Raw genomic sequence first — 18,423 nt, 5'->3', positions numbered from 1 at the left:
ACCGAGAAGGTCGCGGCCGTCTCCCAGAAGCTCGGTCAGGCGATGTACGCCGACGCGCAGGCCGCGGGCGGTGCCGGTGAGGCCGGCGCCTCCCAGGCGAAGGCCGACGACGACGTCGTCGACGCCGAGATCGTCGACGACGAGAAGGACCAGAAGGGCGGCGCTGCCTGATGACGGAGGAGACCCCGGGCTTCGAGGAGCAGCCCGACGTCCCCTCCGGCGCCACTCCCGACGAAGCGGCGCAGGCCGCCTCCCCCTCCGCGGAGGAGGGGGCGGCCCCGGCCGGGGACACCAGCCAGACCGCGGCCCAGGCGGGCCTGACGGCCCAACTGGACCAGGTCCGCACGGCGCTCAACGAGCGCACCTTGGACCTCCAGCGGCTGCAGGCCGAGTACCAGAACTACCGCCGTCGGGTGGAGCGGGACCGGGTCACGGTCAAGGAGATCGCCGTCGCGCAGCTCCTGACCGAGCTCCTGCCCGTGCTCGACGACATCGGCCGTGCGCGTGAACACGGCGAGTTGGTCGGCGGCTTCAAGTCGGTGGCCGAGTCGCTGGAGACGGTGGCGGCCAAGATGGGCCTGCAGCAGTTCGGCAAGGAGGGCGAGCCCTTCGACCCGACGGTGCACGAGGCCCTGATGCACAGCTACGCGCCGGACGTCACCGAGACGACCTGCGTGGCGATCCTGCAGCCGGGTTACCGGATCGGGGAGCGGACCATCCGTCCCGCACGGGTCGCGGTGGCCGAGCCCCAGCCGGGGGCCCAGCCGAAGGAGCAGGCGGAGCAGGCCGCGGACGAGGAGAGCGGTGGCCCGGACGAGGGCTGACGCGATGGCCGACGCAGTGACGTACCGGAAGGAGGGGCGTCGATGAGCACGAAGGACTTCGTCGAGAAGGACTACTACAAGGTTCTCGGCGTCCCCAAGGACGCCACCGACGCCGAGATCAAGAAGGCGTACCGGAAGCTCGCACGCGAGAACCACCCGGACGCCAACAAGGGCGACGCCAAGGCCGAGGAGCGCTTCAAGGAGATCTCCGAGGCCAACGACGTGCTCGGCGACCCCAAGCGGCGCAAGGAGTACGACGAGGCGCGGGCCCTGTTCGGCAACGGCGGCTTCCGGGCCGGTCCGGGTGCCGGCGGCTCGTTCAACTTCGACCTGGGCGACCTCTTCGGGGGCGCCCAGGCCGGCGGAGCCGGCGGCTTCGGCGGCGGCGGCGGAGGAGGCCTCGGGGACGTCTTCGGCGGGCTGTTCAACCGCGGTGCCGGTGGCGGTCCGCGCACCCAACCGCGCCGCGGCCAGGACGTCGAGTCCGAGGTGACGCTCAGCTTCACCGAGGCGGTCGACGGGGCCACGGTCCCGCTGCGGATGTCCAGCCAGCAGCCCTGCAAGGCCTGTTCGGGCACCGGCGACAAGAACGGCACCCCTCGGGTGTGCCCGACCTGTGTCGGCACCGGCCAGGTCTCGCGCGGCGGAAGCGGTTCGTTCTCGCTGACCGACCCGTGCGTGGACTGCAAGGGCCGCGGGCTGATCGCCGAGGACCCGTGCGATGTCTGCCACGGCAGCGGTCGCGCCAAGTCCTCGCGCACCATGCAGGTCCGCATTCCGGCGGGTGTTTCCGACGGGCAGCGGATCCGGTTGCGCGGCAAGGGCGCCCCGGGCGAGCGCGGTGGACCGGCGGGCGACCTGTACGTCGTGGTCCACGTCGGCACCCACCCGGTCTTCGGGCGCAAGGGCGACAACCTCACCGTCACCGTGCCGGTCTCCTTCGTGGAGGCCGCGCTGGGCGGCGAGGTGCGGGTCCCGACGCTCGGGGGACCGCCGGTCACGCTGAAACTGCCCGCGGGAACGCCGAACGGGCGTACGATGCGGGCCCGTGGCAAGGGGGCGGTCCGCAAGGACGGCACCCGTGGCGATCTGCTGGTCACCGTGGAGGTCGCGGTGCCCACGGAGCTCAGCGACGAGGCACGTGACGCGCTGGAGGCCTACCGCAAGGCGACTGCGGATGAGGATCCGCGGGCAGAACTGTTCCAGGCTGCGAAGGGAGCATGACGCGATGGACGGCCGACGTCGCAACCCTTACGAACTGACCGAAGAGTCGCCGGTGTACGTCATTTCGGTGGCGGCGCAGCTCTCCGGCCTGCATCCACAGACACTGCGGCAGTACGACCGCCTCGGTCTTGTCTCCCCGGACCGTACGGCCGGGCGTGGGCGTCGCTACTCGGCCCGTGACATCGAACTGCTGCGCCAGGTCCAGGCATTGTCCCAGGACGAGGGCATCAACCTGGCCGGTATCAAGCGCATCATCGAACTGGAGAACCAGGTCGTGGCGCTCCAGCAGCGCGTGGCGGAGCTGACGGCGGCGGTCGAGGGCGCCGCGGCGGCGATGCAGCAGCGTGAGGCTCAGGTGCATGCGTCGTACCGGCGCGACCTGGTGCCGTACCAGGACGTGCAGCAGGCCAGTGCGTTGGTGGTGTGGCGTCCGAAGCGGGACGCCTGACGCCACGGGGTGCGGGCTTCGCAAGGAAGCGACGGCCGTCCCGCAGCAGCGACGAAGGGGCCGGGAGAGCGAGCGGTGTGCTCTCCCGGCCCCTTCGGTGTGTGCCGGTCCCCGGCCTGTCCACGCCGCGGGCCGTCGGGTCGTGCGGTCGTCAGGGGGGCGGGACGGGGCCGACCGGACTGACCACGGGTACGCGGCAGCCGTCGTGCTGCCGTCCGCACGGACCCCGACGACCCGGTAGTCAGAGGGCTCTGGCCGAGCGGCGGGGTCGCGTCCTCGTGGCGCGGTCGGCCCCGCCCGCGCCCCTGCGGGCTCGGTGGGCAGCAGGTCGTGGGCGCCGGTGAGCGGGTTCCAGCGGCTCAACCGGTACGCGACGATCCGCGCAGGCCGCGTTCGGGCAGCTCCGGTAGGCACCGGAGGCCGCCTCTGAGCAGGACGCCGCGGGGTCCCTCGGAACGGTGGACCCGGAACGCTCCCAGGCTCGCGAACTCCTGGGCTGAGGCAGGGCGCGGCGAGTGCCGGGAGGTGATCGCCCGCCAGTGGGCCTGCCGCCGACGTCGGCTGACGGACAAGGTGCAGGCCACCGGCAGGGGTGGTCAGTGGTCGTGCTCCAGGATTCCGGACTGGGCGATGAGGTAGCCGAGTTGGGCGCGGGATCCACTGCCCAGCGCCGAGGCGAGTTTGGCGATGTGCGCGCGGCAGGTGCGGACGTTCATCCCGAGCCGGCGGGCGATGGCCTCGTCGACGTGGCCCTCGACGAGGAGTTTGGCGATGGATCGTTGGACGCCGCTTATCCCGTCCAGTTCGGGGGTGTACGACCCCAGGCGCTCGTCCCACGGCACGCCGTGCAGCCAGAACTGCTCGAAGACGCCGACGAGATACTGCACCAGACCTTCGTGACGCAGTTCCAGGGCCACCCGGCGGTCGCTGCGCGCCGGGATGAAGGCCACCTTGCGGTCGACGATGATGAGCCGGTCGATGATCTCTTCGAGCGTGCGGACCTCCGCGCCGTACGGTGCGACGCGTTCGACGTACGCCATGGTGGCGGGGTGGTGGCGCGAGGTGTGTTGGTAGAGGGTCCGCATGCGGACCCCGCGGTCGACGAGCATCTCGACGCGCCGCAGGCCGTCCTGGAGCGTCGCCGGCCGCCTGCCGCTCCCTGGCTGGACCGTGAGCAGCTCTTCGGTGCACTCGACGATGACGCGGTCCAGCGTCGCGTTGATCAGGCTCAGGCCCTCGAGGACGGTGATGGCGTGGGTCGTCGAGGGGTCCTGCGCACTGATGGCCATGAATGGCTCGAACGCATCCGCCAACGAGATCGTGAGGCGTCTTCGCTCTTGGATCTCGCGCTCGATGGGGTGTATCAGCTGATGCAGTGCGACCGACGGGGGCACCGGATGGAGCCATTCTCCGTCGTCGGGATCCGGGCGCAGCATGGCCAGGTCGATGAGGCATGGTGCCTCGGCCACCTCGGAGCGGGCTATGCGGCCGCTGCGCAGCGCGGACGCGTAGAGGTTTTTCCCGGCCTCGCACAGCTCGTCGTGACTGTGCTTTTCTCCCTCATCGCCCCTTTTCGCCTGCATTTGCACCCCCCTCAGGGTCCTGAATTACAGGAACATGATGCCTGGACTTGCTGGTGGAAGCGTTCGGAGTGAGCCATCGTCTTAGGCGCGGGGGAGGAGGTAGTGATTAAAAGAGGTGGAGATCGGCCATGACCAGGATGGTTCGTGCACTTTGCGCTATAGCCGTTGCGGCTGCTCTCGGTGGATTCGTGGCGAATGGGGAGCCCACGTGGGAGACGGCACCCACGTCCGCGATTGCGTCCCCGGGTGAGCCGACGTGGGAGATCGCGCCCGTGTCGGTGATTGCATCACCCGGAGAGCCGACCTGGGAGACCACACCGGCAGGCGTCGAGGCATGAGCGCCCCTCCGGACGACCGTGTCTTCCGGCGGGAGATGGCGACCGCTTACCGGTCGGGGTGGCATTTCATCGATCTCGTCACGGCCATCCCCCATCGTGGCGACTCGTTGATGGTCACCCTCTTCGGGGAGCCGATCGTCGTCGCCCGTGAGGACGACGAGGACGTCCGTGCCTACCGGTGCCTCCGTCGGCCCCGCGGGGCCCCACGACCAGTTCGTTGCGCCATCAGATACGGAATGATCTTTGTGAACCTGGACCAGCGGGACCACCAGCTGGTCGAACCCGAAGCTACCACCGCCACCCCCCGCAGTGCCTGAGCGGTTCCCCCGTCGTTCAAGATCGCTCAGGTGCTTCCCCCACACAGCGGCGCCATCGTGGACCTGAAACACGATGGCGCCGCTGTGCTGTGTGGGTTCTGCCGGATGTGGGCGCCCTCGGCGGCGTCCGGCCGGACGGGGTTGCCCCGCATCCCGGACGCCGAGCCCTGTCGTCGTCCGGCCGGACGGGTGCTGCCCGAGCCGGTGGTGCGCCCCGGGGCATCCGCCCTCACCGGACGGGCCGGTGGTGCTGCCCGTACCCGGCCGGTGCCCCGGTGTCCCGCGTCCATCGCGGGTCGGTCGGCCCCGGAGGGTGACCGCGTCGTCGGTCTGTCGTGAGCGCGCCCGGCTCCGCGGTGCACGCCCCGGGGCCGCATGCCGGACGGGACGTGCGGAGGTGCGCCGGGAGGTGCCACGTGCCCCGCGTCGTGCGTCGTGCACCGTGCACCGTGCACAAGAGTCCCGGCCGGGCATCTCCGCGTCGCCCCGCCTGTCGTGCCCGCCCCGCGGGCAGTTGCCGACGTTCCTGGCAGGTGCCGGCTACGCCCGGCCCATCGCGCGGGTCAGGGCGATCTCGATGACCACCCGGTCGGGGTTCGGCGTCGGGGTGCGCCCGTAGCGCTCCGCGTACCTGGCCACCGCGTCCGCGACCGCGTCCGGTTCCGTGCGGATCGTGGCGCGGCCCTCCAGTGTGGCCCAGCGGCCCTTGTCCACCTGGCAGACCGCGACGGGTGCCCCCTCCGACCCCGCGGCCAGGACGTTCGCCACCTTGCGGCTGTGCTTGTTGGTGATCACTCGGGCGATGCCCCGCGGGCCGCCCTCCGGGTCGTACGTCACGCCGACGGCGACGACGTGAGGTGTGCCGTCGGGGCGCGGGGTCGTCAGTGTGCACATGTGGTACTCGCGCCAGAAGCCGAGGTAGGACGCGTCGGGGCGTCGCGGATCGATGGCCATGTACCGGAACCTACCCGCGGTCGGGCCAGACCTACTACTCCCCACGCCTTGAGTGGACTAGACTCAACTTTGTGCACGTTCGATGAGTCATAGTCGAACGCGCACGGGTACTACTCATGGAGCCGGAGCCGAGGAGGAGAGACCACACGTGGACGCCGAGCTGACCAACAGGAGCCGGGACGCGCTGAACGCCGCCAGCACCCGGGCCGTGTCCGAGGGACATGCCGATCTGACCCCCGCGCATCTGCTGCTGGCGCTGCTCGCGGGCCAGGACAACGAGAACATCACGGACCTGCTCGCCGCGGTCGACGCCGACCAGGCAGCCGTGCGGGGCGGGGCCGAGCGGGCGCTGGCCGACCTGCCCAGCGTGACCGGGTCCACCGTGGCGCCCCCGCAGCCCAACCGAGAGCTGCTCGCCGTCATCGCCGACGCCTCGCAGCGCGCCACGGAGCTCGGCGACGACTACCTCTCCACGGAGCACCTGCTCATGGGGATCGCCGCCAAGGGTGGCCGGGCCGGCGAGGTGCTCTCACAGCAGGGCGCCACCGCCAGGAAGCTGCAGGAAGCGTTCGAGAAGGCGCGAGGGGGCCGCCGGGTGACCACGCCCGACCCGGAGGGGCAGTACAAGGCGCTGGAGAAGTTCGGCACGGACTTCACGGCCGCCGCAAGGGAGGGCAAGCTCGACCCGGTCATCGGGCGTGACCACGAGATCCGCCGGGTCGTCCAGGTGCTGTCCCGCCGCACCAAGAACAACCCGGTGCTCATCGGCGAGCCGGGCGTCGGCAAGACCGCCGTCGTCGAGGGCCTCGCCCAGCGGATCGTGAAGGGTGACGTCCCGGAGTCGCTGCGCAACAAGCGCCTGGTCGCCCTCGACCTCGGCGCCATGGTCGCCGGTGCGAAGTACCGCGGCGAGTTCGAGGAGCGTCTGAAGACCGTCCTCTCCGAGATCAAGGAGAGCGAAGGACAGATCATCACCTTCATCGACGAGCTGCACACCGTCGTCGGCGCGGGCGCGGGTGGCGACTCCGCGATGGACGCGGGCAACATGCTGAAGCCCATGCTCGCCCGGGGGGAGCTGCGGATGGTCGGTGCGACCACCCTCGACGAGTACCGCGAGCGGATCGAGAAGGACCCGGCCCTGGAGCGTCGCTTCCAGCAGGTGTTGGTGGCCGAGCCGACGGTCGAGGACACCATCGCGATCCTGCGCGGGCTCAAGGGGCGGTACGAGGCCCACCACAAGGTGCAGATCGCGGACAGCGCCCTGGTCGCCGCCGCCACCCTGTCGGACCGCTACATCACCTCCCGCTTCCTGCCGGACAAGGCGATCGACCTCGTCGACGAGTCCGCGTCCCGGCTGCGCATGGAGATCGACTCCTCGCCGGTGGAGATCGACGAGCTCCAGCGCTCGGTCGACCGGCTGAAGATGGAGGAGCTCGCGCTCTCCAAGGAGACCGACGACGCGAGCAAGCAGCGCCTCGAGAAGCTGCGCCGTGACCTGGCCGACAAGGAGGAGGAGCTGCGCGGACTCACCGCACGCTGGGAGAAGGAGAAGGAGTCCCTCAACCGCGTCGGCGAGCTCAAGGAGCGCCTCGACGAGCTGCGTGGCCAGGCCGAGCGCGCCCAGCGAGACGGCGACTTCGACACGGCGTCCAAGCTGCTCTACGGCGAGATCCCGACGCTGGAGCGCGAGCTGGAGGCGGCCAGCGAGGCCGAGGCCCAGCACGAGGCCGCGAAGGACACCATGGTCAAGGAGGAGGTCGGTCCGGACGACATCGCGGACGTGGTCGCTTCCTGGACGGGCATCCCGGCCGGCCGGCTGCTGGAGGGTGAGACGCAGAAACTGCTGCGCATGGAGGACGAGCTGGGCAAACGGCTGATCGGGCAGAACGAGGCGGTGCGGGCCGTGTCGGACGCGGTGCGCCGCGCGCGGGCGGGGATCGCCGACCCCGACCGGCCGACGGGCTCGTTCGTCTTCCTCGGCCCGACCGGGGTCGGCAAAACGGAGCTGGCCAAGGCGCTCGCCGACTTCCTCTTCGACGACGAGCGGGCGATGGTCCGCATCGACATGAGCGAGTACGGCGAGAAGCACAGCGTCGCGAGGCTGGTCGGCGCACCTCCCGGATACGTCGGCTACGAGGAGGGCGGCCAGCTCACCGAGGCGGTGCGGCGGCGCCCGTACAGCGTGGTGCTGCTGGACGAGGTCGAGAAGGCCCACCCCGAGGTCTTCGACATCCTGCTGCAGGTGCTCGACGACGGGCGGCTGACCGACGGCCAGGGGCGGACGGTGGACTTCCGCAACACCATCCTGATCCTGACCTCCAATCTCGGCAGCCAGTTCCTCGTCGAGCCGCTGACCGGCGAGCAGGAGAAGAAGGAAAAGGTGCTGGAGGTCGTCCGGGCCTCGTTCAAGCCCGAGTTCCTCAACCGGCTCGACGACCTGGTCGTCTTCTCCGCGCTGTCGACGGACGAGTTGGCGCACATCGCCCAGCTGCAGATCGACCGCCTCGCCAAGCGTCTCGCCGAGCGGCGGCTGACCTTGGAGGTCACCCCCGAGGCACTCCAGTGGCTGGCCGACGAGGGCAACGACCCCGCCTACGGGGCGCGCCCGCTGCGCCGTCTGGTGCAGACCGCGATCGGTGACCGCCTCGCCAGGGAGATCCTCGCGGGTGAGGTCGAGGACGGCGACGTCGTCCGGGTGGACCGCAGCGAGGACGGTCTGATGGTGGGGCCCGTCCGGTGACACGGCCCGGGTGGGGGTTGCCAGCACCCGCCCGGCATGGGGGAGGATGGTCGCATCCGTATGAAGGGAAACACCCGGTGAGCATCGACCCGTCCTCGATTCCCAACTTCGGGGGCCAGCCCCAGCAGTCCGCCGGACCGGCGGGCCCGGTCGTCCCCGACCAGGAGCTGGTCAAACAGCTTCTCGACCAGATGGAACTGAAGTACGTCGTCGACGACGAGGGCGACCTCGCGGCGCCGTGGGAGGAGTTCCGGACGTACTTCATGTTCCGCGGCGAGGCGGAGCAGCAGATCTTCTCCGTGCGGACGTTCTACGACCGCCCCCACCCGATCGAGGACCGCTCCAAGGTCCTCGACGCGATCGACGACTGGAACCGCCGCACGCTCTGGCCGAAGGTCTACACCCACATCCACGAGGAGGAGGCGCAGCCCCCGACGCTCCGTCTCATCGGTGAGGCGCAGATGCTGATCGGCACCGGCGTCAGCCTGGAGCACTTCGTGTCGTCGACGGTCAGCTGGGTGCGTGCGGCCATCGAGTTCGACAAGTGGCTCGCGGAGCAGTTCGGGATCGAGACCGCCTTGGACAAGTCGGACGAGAAGCCCGACGAGGACGCCTGAGCGCCGACCGCTGCGCCCGCGGATCCGCACGGGTGCGCCCCCGCTCGCCGTGCGGGCGCGCCCGCGGTGCTGTCCGCGCCCACCGGGGCGGGCTCACAGGGCCAGCGGTGCGAGGGTCAGGACGTACGTCCCGTAGCTGAACGACAGCCCGGCCAGGGCGGCGATCACTGTGATCGCCGCTCTCGGCCGGGCTTTCGTCAGTGCACCGGCCAGTGGGAGCAGCAGCGGGAACGCGGGCAGCAGGAAGCGGGGCTTGGACTCGAAGAACCCGGAGCCGCCGACTGTGATCAGCACCAGCACGGCCGTGTAGACGAGCAGTGCGAGGGGTGGACGGTCCAGCACGAAGAGCACGAAGAGCAGCACCCCTGCGCAGGTGATGACGAGTGCCAGGGGGAATCCGAAGAAGGCGGGTCGGGTCACCATGTCCCGCACCACCCGCAGCGAGCCGAGGCCCAGGTCGAACCGGGACGTCCACCCTCGCTGCACCGCGAAGTACCCCCCGAGCGGATCTCCCTTGCGCGCTCCCACCCAGAGCAGGTAGCCGAGCCAGCCGGCCGGCGCCAGCGCGACGGCCGCCCAGATCCTCGCCCGGCGCTCCCCTTGCGTGCCGCTGTGCTTCACCAGGGCGTACCCGGCCACGGCGCACACCGCGGCCCCGGCCGCGATCCCGTTCGGCCGGGTCACCCCGGCGAGTCCGGCCAGCACGCCCGCCCACACCCAGCGGCCGGTCACCAGGGAGTACAGCGACCAGGCGGCGAACGCCGCCAGCAGCGGCTCGGTGTACGCCATGGACAGCACGATCGAGTGCGGCAGCAACCCCCAGAGCAGTACCACCAGGGTCGCCGCCCTGCGATCGTACAGTCGTTCGATGAGAGCGTAGATGCCCCACGCGGCGGCGCCCGCCGCCACCCAGGACAGGGCGAGCCCCGCCGTGCCGCCGGTCACCGGCAGGAGAGCCGTCGTGGACCGCAGGAGGGCCGGGTAGAGGGGGAAGAACGCCAGGTCGGACTGGACGGCACCGTCCGGCCAGTGCAGCGTGTGGCCGTAGCCGTGCGCCGCGATCCGGGCGTACCACTGGGAGTCCCACGAGGTGGCGAGGAGCGCTCGCGGGGACCGGCCGATGTGCCAGGCCCACAGGGCCATCACCACCATCCCCGTGAGCCTGGCCGCGGCGAACAGCCCCAGGGCGGGTGCGGCGCGGCGTAGGGCCGCGCGCACCGCGGCGGCACGGGGCCGGGCGGGGGACGGCGCAGTGGTGGGCCGCGGCAGGCTCCGATCGCCGGTGGGTGCGGCCTGGTCGACGGACGGCGCCTGGTCGAAGGTGTCGGCGGACAGGGTGCACCTCCGTGCGCGCGGGGGTCGCGTGGTCGGTCACCCCGACCTTCCGCGGCGCAGGTGAGCGGCGCGAGCGCTGGGGAGCCGGCCGGGTGGAATGCGGCCCGACACGGCCGTGCGGGTGCGAGTCGCCGCGACAGCGCCGGCCCGGCGTGCTACCCGGACCGCCGGGGCGGCCCGGGTACCCGGAGGCGGAGCGGGAAGGGTCCACCGGACCCGGCCCCGCCCTGCTCCTCGGTGAGTGGCTGCCGGGCCCTGCGGGTGGCTCGCCGTGCGCTCCGCCCTCAGCGAGCCAGCTGCTTGAGGCGGGCCACCGCCTCGTCCAGGACATCCGTCCGCTTGCAGAACGCGAAGCGCACGAAGGGCGCCCCCTGCTCGCGGTGGTCGTAGAAGACCGCGTTGGGGATCGCCACGACACCGCAGCGCTCCGGCAGCGCACGGCAGAACGCGAAGCCGTCGGTCTCGCCGAGCGGTCGGATGTCGGTGGTGACGAAGTACGTCCCGGCCGGCTGGTAGACCTCGAACCCCGCCGCTGCCAGCCCCGGGACGAGCAGGTCGCGTTTGGCCCGCAGGTCCTCCCTGAGCCCGTCGAAGTACGTCTGGGGGAGGGCCAGCGCCTCGGCGACCGCGTACTGGAACGGTCCGGCGGAGACGTACGTGAGGAACTGCTTCGCGGATCGCACGGCGGTGACCAGCGGTGCGGACGCGGTGATCCACCCGACCTTCCAGCCGGTGAACGAGAACGTCTTGCCCGCAGAACCGATGGTGACCGTGCGCTCGCGCATCCCGGGGAAAGACGCGATGGGCGTGTGCTCCCCGTCGAACACCAGGTGCTCGTACACCTCGTCCGTGACGACCAGGAGCCCCCGTTCGACGGCGAGAGCGGCCACCGCGGCCAGCTCCTCACGGGTGAGGACGGTGCCGGTCGGGTTGTGCGGGGTGTTGAGGAGGATCAGTCGGGTGCGGTCGGTGACGGCGCCGCGCAGCTCGTCCAGGTCCAGGTGGTAGGCCCCGTCCCGGGGACGGAGCGTGACCGGTACGCGGGTGCCGCCCGCCATGGCGATGGACGCCGCGTAGGAGTCGTAGTAGGGCTCCAGCGCGATCACTTCGTCCCCGGGCTCGACGAGGGCGAGCAGTGCTGCCGCGATGGCCTCGGTCGCACCCGCAGTGACGAGGACCTCGGTGTCCGGGTCGTACGCCAGCGCGTACCGGTCCTGCTGGTGGACGGCGATCGCGGTGCGCAGTTCCGGGACGCCGGGGCCGGGCGGGTACTGGTTGCCCCGGCCGTCGCGCAGGGCGCGCACCGCCGCCTCCCGCACCTGTTCCGGCCCGTCGGTGTCCGGGAACCCCTGGCCGAGGTTGATCGAGCCGGTCGCCACGGCCAGGGCCGACATCTCGGCGAAGATCGTCGTACCGAATTCGGCGAGGCGGCGATTGAGTAGCGGGCGGGTTCCGGGGCCACGTCCTGGTGCTGTCATGGCGGCCATACTGCGCTGAATCTCTGGAGTTGCTCAACTACCTTCGGGACCGGGCGCCTACGGAGGAACGCAAAGGGCGACCTCTGAGCAGGGGGTGAGCCGTCGGCATGTGTTGTTATCTGTTGACGTTGGCCACCCTCGGACGGCCCACAGACGGCCCGGATCGGTGGCCTCGACGAGGCTCTAACGCCAGTGGCAGTCAACGTTACTGACCTGGGCTCATCAAGGTGATGGTGGCCACCGCTCCGAGCGCATCAGGAACTTCACCGGAGTTCACCCTGGCGAGCCGAGGTCAGTAGTGGCTCCGCGAATGCCGAGCCAGTTGAACACCAGGCCCAGGCAGGCGGCCGCAGACCCCAATCCCCTTCTCCCCCCGGGTAGGATCCTGGCCCCGGACTGCGACCGCCCGGACAAGTGTCGACTGATGTGACTGCAACCTGCACTCCCTGCGTGGGTCCTACTCTTCTTACGAACAGGGCACTGACGCAGGCGTGGCGCGAGGATACGCGACGCGGCAGACGTGTGGCTCCGCTGACGGAACCACACGTTGTGGGTTTCTGTACCTGGGGTCTAGGGCTCAGCGGCCGTTGCCGTAGCCGCCGTTTCCGTGGCCTCCGTTGCCGTTGCCGTAGCCGCCGTTTCCGTGGCCTCCGTTGCCGTTGCCGTAGTCGCCGTTTCCGTCGCCCCACCAGTTGTCGTCGTCGCCATAACCCCAGCTGCAACCACCGTTGTTGCAGTTGCCGTCGTCGTGGGACGCGGACGCGGACGCAGTGCCCGCCGCGCCAAGCGCGACTCCTCCGGCCAGCAGCAGGCTGGCGGCGGACGCCGCGATGACACGCTTCGCGCGTTGTACTCGCATGGGAAGTACCTTTCGTTCCATCTTTCTCGTGTACTCCGCTGAAGGAGTGCGAGGTTGATGGCCGCCGCAGCACAGTGGGACGTGCGGTACAGCGGTCTCAGGGTTGCCGCGCATGCGGAACGGCACGGGCTCGATACCCGCGGACGCACGGTGGACATCCGCACAACAGGTCGTGTGAACCGGGTCGGCCGGTGGCACCATTCAGTGCGGCTTTCAACTAATGAGTTTAGTCCCGTTTGCGCAGCTCGGCATCTCGGGGATGGCTATCGGCCGCGCGGTACGCGGTCCCCTACTGCTGACCTCGTGAATTCGACCGGGCACGCCCCGGGCGGCGGTCGATCGTGCGACCCGACCGCCTGCGCGCACCCCGACCGGTGCGGGCGTGCGCGGGCCCGACCGGAGAGGCGGCGTTCGCGCGAACACGACGAACGGCCGCGTGAACGGAACGACTCGACCCGTGAACACGGTGAACACCGCCGTGAACGAGTCGGCCGACTCCGTGAACACCCCCACGCGCCGCAAGGATCGACTCAAGGTCCACCCGCCCCGGTCGACCGGACGCCGACCCGACCGCAGCGCCGACGACGGGGACGAGAAGCCTCCCGCCGCCGCCCGGATCGCGGCCATGGCGCGCGAGCAGTACCGGTTCGTGGTATCGCCCGACGCCCGCTCGTACGCGGTAGCCCTGGACGGCGCGGAGACAGCGCTGCCGTTGCGGAACAAGGGCGGACTACGCCAGCTCTGGCCCGCCTGTTCGCGGACGCCTACCCCGGCGAGGGAGCCTCACGGAAGGCTCTGGAGTTGCTCAAGTCTGCTTTGGGCCGTGAGCGCGGTGGGCATCTCCCCGGGCACGACGGACGCAGCCTCGCTTCGGGGGGCCGGAAGGACGGTGGGGTCGGTGGCAGGAATCGTGGTCGCGGTCGTGTTGGCGGCCGCGCTCTTCGCGATCGTGCGGACAGCGCGCAAGGGGAGTCCGGGCTACGCGGGGGCACGGAAGGTCGGCGGACGCACGAGCCTGAAGAAGAAGCGGTCCGGCAAGGGCAGCTGGTGGGCCGGGGGCGGTGGTGCGGCGGGCGATACCACGAGTGGATTCGCCTGCACCTCCGGTTCTTCGTGCGGTTCCTCCTCGTCGTGCGGTGGCGGGTCGTCGTGCGGCGGCGGTGGCGGTGGTTGCGGAAGCTGCTGACGGTCGGCCGAGGGGCGGGGACCCGAACGGCACGGGGCGGTCGGGCCTCCCGCGTTCTGCGGCGCCTGGTGGGACGAACTCCCTCCGGGCGCCTTTCCTCTTTGCCCGGCACACCGGTGTTCCGGTTGCGACACGCCGGCGTCGCGGTGCGACACGCCGGTCATCCGGGGAGTTCCGCATCCTCCAGACCGTTTTTCAGTTGAACAGTTGAACCGTCAGGCCCCCGAGGGGATGGAAACCACGTCATGTTGGGTAAAAGCGCTGTGGGCGCCGCGCACTTCATGATTCCCTCGCTGTTGAGACCTTCCAGCCCTCGGACCTCCAGTGGACCCGAGTCGGCGGTCCCCACCTCCCCCGTGCATCTTCCCGGGGCGCCCCGGTCCATCCCGTCACGCGCGTTTGCGGAGCCGACCCATGCTCACGACCTTGAAGACCTCCTATACCGATACCCGCGCAGCCGATCTCGCCTGGGCCCTGGGCCGGGACCCGCTGCCCGCCCTCGCCGAGCTCGACATCGAACTGGCGGGCGCAAAACTGCAGTTGAGACTCCTGGGTGCCTCCCACCAGGTGCTGCTCGAAGAGGACCGGGGCACCTGCTCCGAGACCGTGGCCTGCATGCCCGGTAGCTGCACGCCGCTGCCGCTCGGGGTCGCCAAGCGGCTCGGTGAGTGGGAGTACGAGTTCGCTGCCCGTGTCGAGACGCTGTCGAGGGGGTCGTTCGCAGGGCGCGCGCAGGAGTTGCTCGCCCTGGTCGCGGACCATCCGAACGGTCTCGCCGGCACGTTCCCCGGCTCGCCGCACGCCTTCACGGCGATGGTCGCCCAGCGCTTCGAAGGCCAGGTCTGGTGGCGCACCTGGCATGCGTACCCGCAGGAGGGGCAGCTCGTGGTGACCAGGACGAGGGTCGGTTCGAGGGTGCCCGCGATGCGCTGATCCCATGCATCTCCGCGGCATTTCGGGGCAGTTGCACCCGTGTGGGTGACGTGATGCCACGGATGCGTGACGTAGCGTTACGACATGATCGACCCGTCTGCGCCGCCACAGGTCCAGGGCGTGGTGCGGCTCCCGGTCGGCCCGGGAGCGGGCCGGTTCCTCGTCCTCCTCGTGGTCTTCGTCTGTGCCGCCTGCGGACTCGTGTACGAGCTCGAACTCGTCGCCCTCGCCTCCTATTTGATCGGTGATTCGGTCACCCAGGCGTCCGTGGTGCTCTCCGTGATGGTCTTCGCCATGGGGCTCGGTTCGCTGCTCGCCAAACAGCTGCGCTGCCACGCCGCCGTCGGCTTCGGTTTCGTCGAGGCGGCGCTCGCCCTGATCGGTGGTTGCTCGGCGCTCGTGCTCTACGCGGCGTTCGCCTGGCTCGGCGAAGCCCGGTACGCACTGGTGGCGTTCTCGCTCGCCATCGGGGTGCTGATCGGCGCGGAGATCCCGCTGCTGATGACATTGATCCAGCGGACGTCCAGACGGGGTGGTCGGACCGGGACGGACGAGGACGCCGCGTGCACCGTCGCGGACCTGTTCGCCGCGGACTACGTCGGCGCGCTCGTCGGCGGACTCGCCTTTCCCTTCCTGCTGTTGCCCTGGTTGGGCCAGCTCACCGGCGCGCTGCTCACCGGCGCGGTGAACGTGGTGGCGGGCGGGGCGCTGGTGCTGTGGCTGTTCCGTGGGGACATGTCGGCGCGCAGCCGGTGGTGGCTGCTCGTCGCGAACCTCACGGTCCTCGCGGTGCTGGCCACCGCGACGGTCCTGGTTGCCGACTTCGAAGCGGCGGCGCGGCGCGCCGTCTACGGGGAGCGGGTGCGGGTCGCCGTGCGGACCGACGTGCAGGAGGTCGTTCTGACCGGGGTCGGGCACGGGCCGCCCGACCTGTTCCTCGACGGGCGGCTCCAGGTGGACGGGCACCACGGGGCACGGGACCACCGCGCGCTCGTGGCACCCGCGATGCGCTCGGGGCGGCACGCCCGGGTGCTGGTCCTTGGCGGTGGCGACGGCCTCGCGGCCCGCGAGGTGCTCCGGTACGCGGGCGTACGAGAAGTGACGGTCGTCGAGATCGATCCGGAGATCGTGCACCTGGCCCGCACGGACCCGGCGTTGTCCGCACTGAACGCCCACGTGTACCGGGACCCCCGGGTGAAGGTCGTCCACGCCGACGCGTTCAGTTGGCTGAGGAGCCCCGGGGCGGCGCGCGGCGCGTACGACGTCGTGGTCTCCGACCTGCCCGACCCGGGGACGACGCCCGGCACCAAGCTGTACTCGCAGGAGTTCTACGGCCTCGCGGCGTGCGTGCTGGCCGACGGCGGCAGGCTCGTCGTGCACGCGGGAGCGGCTGCGGCGCGCCCCCACACCTTCTGGACCGTCGAGGCCACCATCCGCGCGGCGGGGTTCGCGACCCGCCCCTACCGCGTGCCGCCCCCGGCCGATCGCGGATTCGTCCTCGCCTTCGCCGGGGCGCGGGGCGCACCACCGGCCCCCGGACCCGGTGTCGTCGACCTGGGCTTCCGACGTCCGCGGGGGCTGCCCCCCTCGACGCTGCTGCATCCGCGGTACGCCGAGTGAGCGCCGCGGAGCGGGCCGGTTGCGCACGGAAGGGGTTACCGCGGGCCGGAGCTGAGTAGGCTCGGTTCTCATGGAGCATGAGGTGTTCGTTCCGGTCCCGGCAGATTCCCTCCGTCAGACGCTGGCCGACCCCGCGCGCGTCGCGCGCTGCGTCCCCGGGCTCCAACAGGACGCCGACGCATCGGCGGGCCCGCTCGCGGGGCGCCTGAAGATCCGTGTGGGCGGCCACACGATCACGTACCGAGGCGCCCTGCGGATCACCCGGCAGGACGGCGCCTTCGCCGTCGAGGGCGAGGGCACGGAAGCTCGCGGGTCCGGCTCGGTCAAGCTCGCCGTGGCGCTGCGGCTCACTCCGGTGGACGAGGGCACGACGCTGACCTTCGCCGGCACCGCGCGTGTCGAGGGCCGGCTCGCCGAGGTTTCGGCCGATGCGGTGGCCCAGGCGGTCCGCCGTCTGCTGGGCCGTTTCGCCTCGGCCCTCGGCACGGCCGCCGCGGACGCCACCGGCTCCGGCGACGGCGGCGACACGCGCGGGGCCGCCGACGGGTCCGCGACCGCCGGTGGGTCTGAGGGCGATGACGCGCATCCGGACGGGGGCGGTGTGCGGCCGGCTCGGGACACGGACGCCGTGGACCCGACAGGTGGCGGTGACGGAACCGCGGTATCGGGCGCCGCGCACGACACCGACGGTGGCCCCGAAGCGGATGCCCTCGACGGTGCCGACGGCTCTGGAACCGGCGGCCCCGGAGCCGACGATGCGACCGGGAGCGGAGACGAGGCGTCCGTGTTCGACGTCGACGTCCCGCCTTCTGCGCTGGACCCCCTGGGTGACGAGGTGTTCGGAGAGGACGGCGAGCCCCCGGCGGAGGCTGCCCACGCGCGGCGGACGATGATCGGCCGGAGCGCGGAAGAGGTGGATCACGCACCCCCGCGCGGCCGGTACGCCCCCGTTCCGCCACCGCCACCCACCGCCTCGGGGGGCACGCTGCGCTGGGTGGCGCCGGCCGCCGCACTGGCGATCGCCTCCGCCGTGGTCGTCGGGCGGGCCCTGCGCCGCCGGAGGTGAGGCACCGCGGGAGCGCGACGCGCCGGGGCGTTGTGCGGCACGGCCGCTCGAGCCGGTCGGGACGCCAGTAGGGTCGGGGTGTGAGAGGCGAACAGAGTGTCCGGCTCACCGCCGGCGACGTCGAGCTGACCGTGGACCCGGTGAACGGCTGCCGCATCAGCAGTTTCCGCATCGGCGGGACCGAACTGCTGCGACAGGGCGAGCGCTACGGCTGTTTCCCGATGGTTCCGTGGTGCGGGCGCACCGCGAACGGTCGCTTCAGTACGGGGGGTGTCACCCACCGACTGCCCGTCAACGCCCCGCCGCACGCCATCCACGGCACGGGTCGCGACACCTCGTGGCGAACGGCGCGCACCGGGCCCGCGGAGGCGGTCTTCACCTACGTCCTCGGTGATCCGTGGCCCTACACCGGGCTCGTCACCCAGATGTTCGTGCTAGCCGAGGACTCGCTCACGCTCCAGCTGGGCGTGGAGACGTACGACGACTCGTTCCCCGCCCAGGCGGGCTGGCACCCCTGGTTCCTGCGGAATGCCTTCACCGGCGGGAAGGACGCCCAGCTGGCCTTCACGCCGGACTGGCAGGAGGAGCGCGGGGACGACTACCTCCCCACCGGCCGCCGGATCGACCCCACCCCGGGCCCGTGGGACGACTGCTTCGGCATGACCGACGGGGTCGACGTCACGATCACCTGGCCGGAGCATCTGGAGCTCACGGTGAAGAGCCGCTCCGAGTGGGTCGTCGTCTACGACGAACAGCCGGAGGCCGTGTGCGTCGAGCCCCAGTCGGGCCCGCCCAACGGTCTCAACACCACCCCCCGCCTCGTCACTCCCATCGATCCGCTGGAGATGGCCGCCACCTGGACGTGGCGGAGGTTGGACCGGTAGCAGCGCCTAAGCTCGTG

At 71.1% G+C, this 18,423-nt stretch carries 16 protein-coding genes; 11 read left to right on the top strand and 5 right to left on the bottom strand.

Going from position 1 to position 18,423, the window contains the following annotated elements; translation table 11 throughout:
- Positions 1–170: 170 nt before the first annotated feature.
- From grpE to ACFXOM_RS30385, 3 genes are read left to right on the top strand one after another with little or no spacing between them, the layout of a single operon-like run.
- Positions 171–824 carry a nucleotide exchange factor GrpE gene (gene grpE / locus ACFXOM_RS30395; protein ID WP_384942215.1) on the top strand — a complete coding sequence of 218 codons (654 nt, stop codon included), beginning with the start codon at positions 171–173 and terminating at the stop codon, positions 822–824.
- 42 nt (positions 825–866) lie between these two features.
- Positions 867–2,048 carry a molecular chaperone DnaJ gene (gene dnaJ, locus ACFXOM_RS30390; protein ID WP_384942213.1) on the top strand — a complete coding sequence of 394 codons (1,182 nt, stop codon included), beginning with the start codon at positions 867–869 and terminating at the stop codon, positions 2,046–2,048.
- Positions 2,049–2,052: 4 nt separating this feature from the next.
- The gene (locus ACFXOM_RS30385; RefSeq protein ID WP_384942211.1) at positions 2,053–2,496 is read left to right on the top strand and encodes a heat shock protein transcriptional repressor HspR; all 444 of its coding nucleotides are present in this window, start codon (positions 2,053–2,055) and stop codon (positions 2,494–2,496) included.
- Between the two features lie 596 nt (positions 2,497–3,092).
- Here ACFXOM_RS30385 and ACFXOM_RS30380 read toward each other — a convergent pair.
- Positions 3,093–4,079 carry a helix-turn-helix transcriptional regulator gene (locus tag ACFXOM_RS30380; RefSeq protein ID WP_384942209.1) on the bottom strand — a complete coding sequence of 329 codons (987 nt, stop codon included), beginning with the start codon at positions 4,077–4,079 and terminating at the stop codon, positions 3,093–3,095.
- Positions 4,080–4,413: 334 nt separating this feature from the next.
- On the opposite strand from ACFXOM_RS30380, the gene ACFXOM_RS30375 reads away from it, so the two are divergent.
- Positions 4,414–4,734 carry a (2Fe-2S)-binding protein gene (locus ACFXOM_RS30375; RefSeq protein ID WP_384942207.1) on the top strand — a complete coding sequence of 107 codons (321 nt, stop codon included), beginning with the start codon at positions 4,414–4,416 and terminating at the stop codon, positions 4,732–4,734.
- A gap of 540 nt (positions 4,735–5,274) precedes the next feature.
- On the opposite strand, the gene ACFXOM_RS30370 is transcribed toward ACFXOM_RS30375, so the two are convergent.
- Positions 5,275–5,688: a pyridoxamine 5'-phosphate oxidase family protein gene (locus ACFXOM_RS30370; RefSeq protein WP_384942206.1), complete on the bottom strand. Its 414-nt coding sequence runs from the start codon at positions 5,686–5,688 to the stop codon at positions 5,275–5,277.
- Positions 5,689–5,836: 148 nt separating this feature from the next.
- Here ACFXOM_RS30370 and clpB point away from each other — a divergent pair, with 148 nt between their 5' ends.
- Together clpB and ACFXOM_RS30360 are read left to right on the top strand one after the other, a co-directional pair.
- Positions 5,837–8,428 (top strand): ATP-dependent chaperone ClpB, encoded by a 2,592-nt coding sequence (gene clpB, locus ACFXOM_RS30365; RefSeq protein ID WP_384942204.1) that lies wholly within the window; start codon positions 5,837–5,839, stop codon positions 8,426–8,428.
- A 77-nt stretch (positions 8,429–8,505) separates the two neighbouring features.
- Positions 8,506–9,045 carry a YbjN domain-containing protein gene (locus ACFXOM_RS30360; protein WP_384942202.1) on the top strand — a complete coding sequence of 180 codons (540 nt, stop codon included), beginning with the start codon at positions 8,506–8,508 and terminating at the stop codon, positions 9,043–9,045.
- 93 nt (positions 9,046–9,138) lie between these two features.
- On the opposite strand, the gene ACFXOM_RS30355 is transcribed toward ACFXOM_RS30360, so the two are convergent.
- The 3 genes from ACFXOM_RS30355 to ACFXOM_RS30345 all read right to left on the bottom strand — a co-directional run bounded on the left by ACFXOM_RS30355 (position 9,139) and on the right by ACFXOM_RS30345 (position 12,717).
- Positions 9,139–10,263, bottom strand: a complete 1,125-nt coding sequence (locus tag ACFXOM_RS30355) for a mannosyltransferase family protein (protein ID WP_384942200.1) — start codon at positions 10,261–10,263, stop codon at positions 9,139–9,141.
- Positions 10,264–10,664: 401 nt separating this feature from the next.
- Positions 10,665–11,858: a pyridoxal phosphate-dependent aminotransferase gene (locus ACFXOM_RS30350; protein WP_385040442.1), complete on the bottom strand. Its 1,194-nt coding sequence runs from the start codon at positions 11,856–11,858 to the stop codon at positions 10,665–10,667.
- Between the two features lie 577 nt (positions 11,859–12,435).
- Positions 12,436–12,717 (bottom strand): hypothetical protein, encoded by a 282-nt coding sequence (locus tag ACFXOM_RS30345; protein WP_385040439.1) that lies wholly within the window; start codon positions 12,715–12,717, stop codon positions 12,436–12,438.
- A 457-nt stretch (positions 12,718–13,174) separates the two neighbouring features.
- Between ACFXOM_RS30345 and ACFXOM_RS30340 the strand changes: the two genes are divergently transcribed.
- The 5 genes from ACFXOM_RS30340 (at position 13,175) to ACFXOM_RS30320 (ending at position 18,406) form a co-directional block, all read left to right on the top strand.
- Positions 13,175–13,903: a hypothetical protein gene (locus tag ACFXOM_RS30340; protein ID WP_385040436.1), complete on the top strand. Its 729-nt coding sequence runs from the start codon at positions 13,175–13,177 to the stop codon at positions 13,901–13,903.
- A 414-nt stretch (positions 13,904–14,317) separates the two neighbouring features.
- A complete protein-coding gene (locus tag ACFXOM_RS30335) occupies positions 14,318–14,836 on the top strand; it encodes a DUF2617 family protein (protein WP_384942192.1) in 519 nt (172 codons plus the stop codon).
- Positions 14,837–14,920: 84 nt separating this feature from the next.
- Positions 14,921–16,456 (top strand): polyamine aminopropyltransferase, encoded by a 1,536-nt coding sequence (locus tag ACFXOM_RS30330; RefSeq protein ID WP_384942190.1) that lies wholly within the window; start codon positions 14,921–14,923, stop codon positions 16,454–16,456.
- Between the two features lie 70 nt (positions 16,457–16,526).
- Positions 16,527–17,522: an SRPBCC domain-containing protein gene (locus ACFXOM_RS30325; protein ID WP_384942188.1), complete on the top strand. Its 996-nt coding sequence runs from the start codon at positions 16,527–16,529 to the stop codon at positions 17,520–17,522.
- An 80-nt stretch (positions 17,523–17,602) separates the two neighbouring features.
- Positions 17,603–18,406, top strand: a complete 804-nt coding sequence (locus ACFXOM_RS30320) for an aldose 1-epimerase (RefSeq protein WP_384942186.1) — start codon at positions 17,603–17,605, stop codon at positions 18,404–18,406.
- Positions 18,407–18,423 lie beyond the last annotated feature (17 nt).

The organism is Streptomyces sp. NPDC059169 (assembly GCF_042755225.1).
GTDB lineage: Bacteria > Actinomycetota > Actinomycetes > Streptomycetales > Streptomycetaceae > Streptomyces.
The sequence above is the reverse complement of the archived record's forward strand: the minus strand, read 5'-3'. Positions and strand labels throughout refer to the sequence as shown.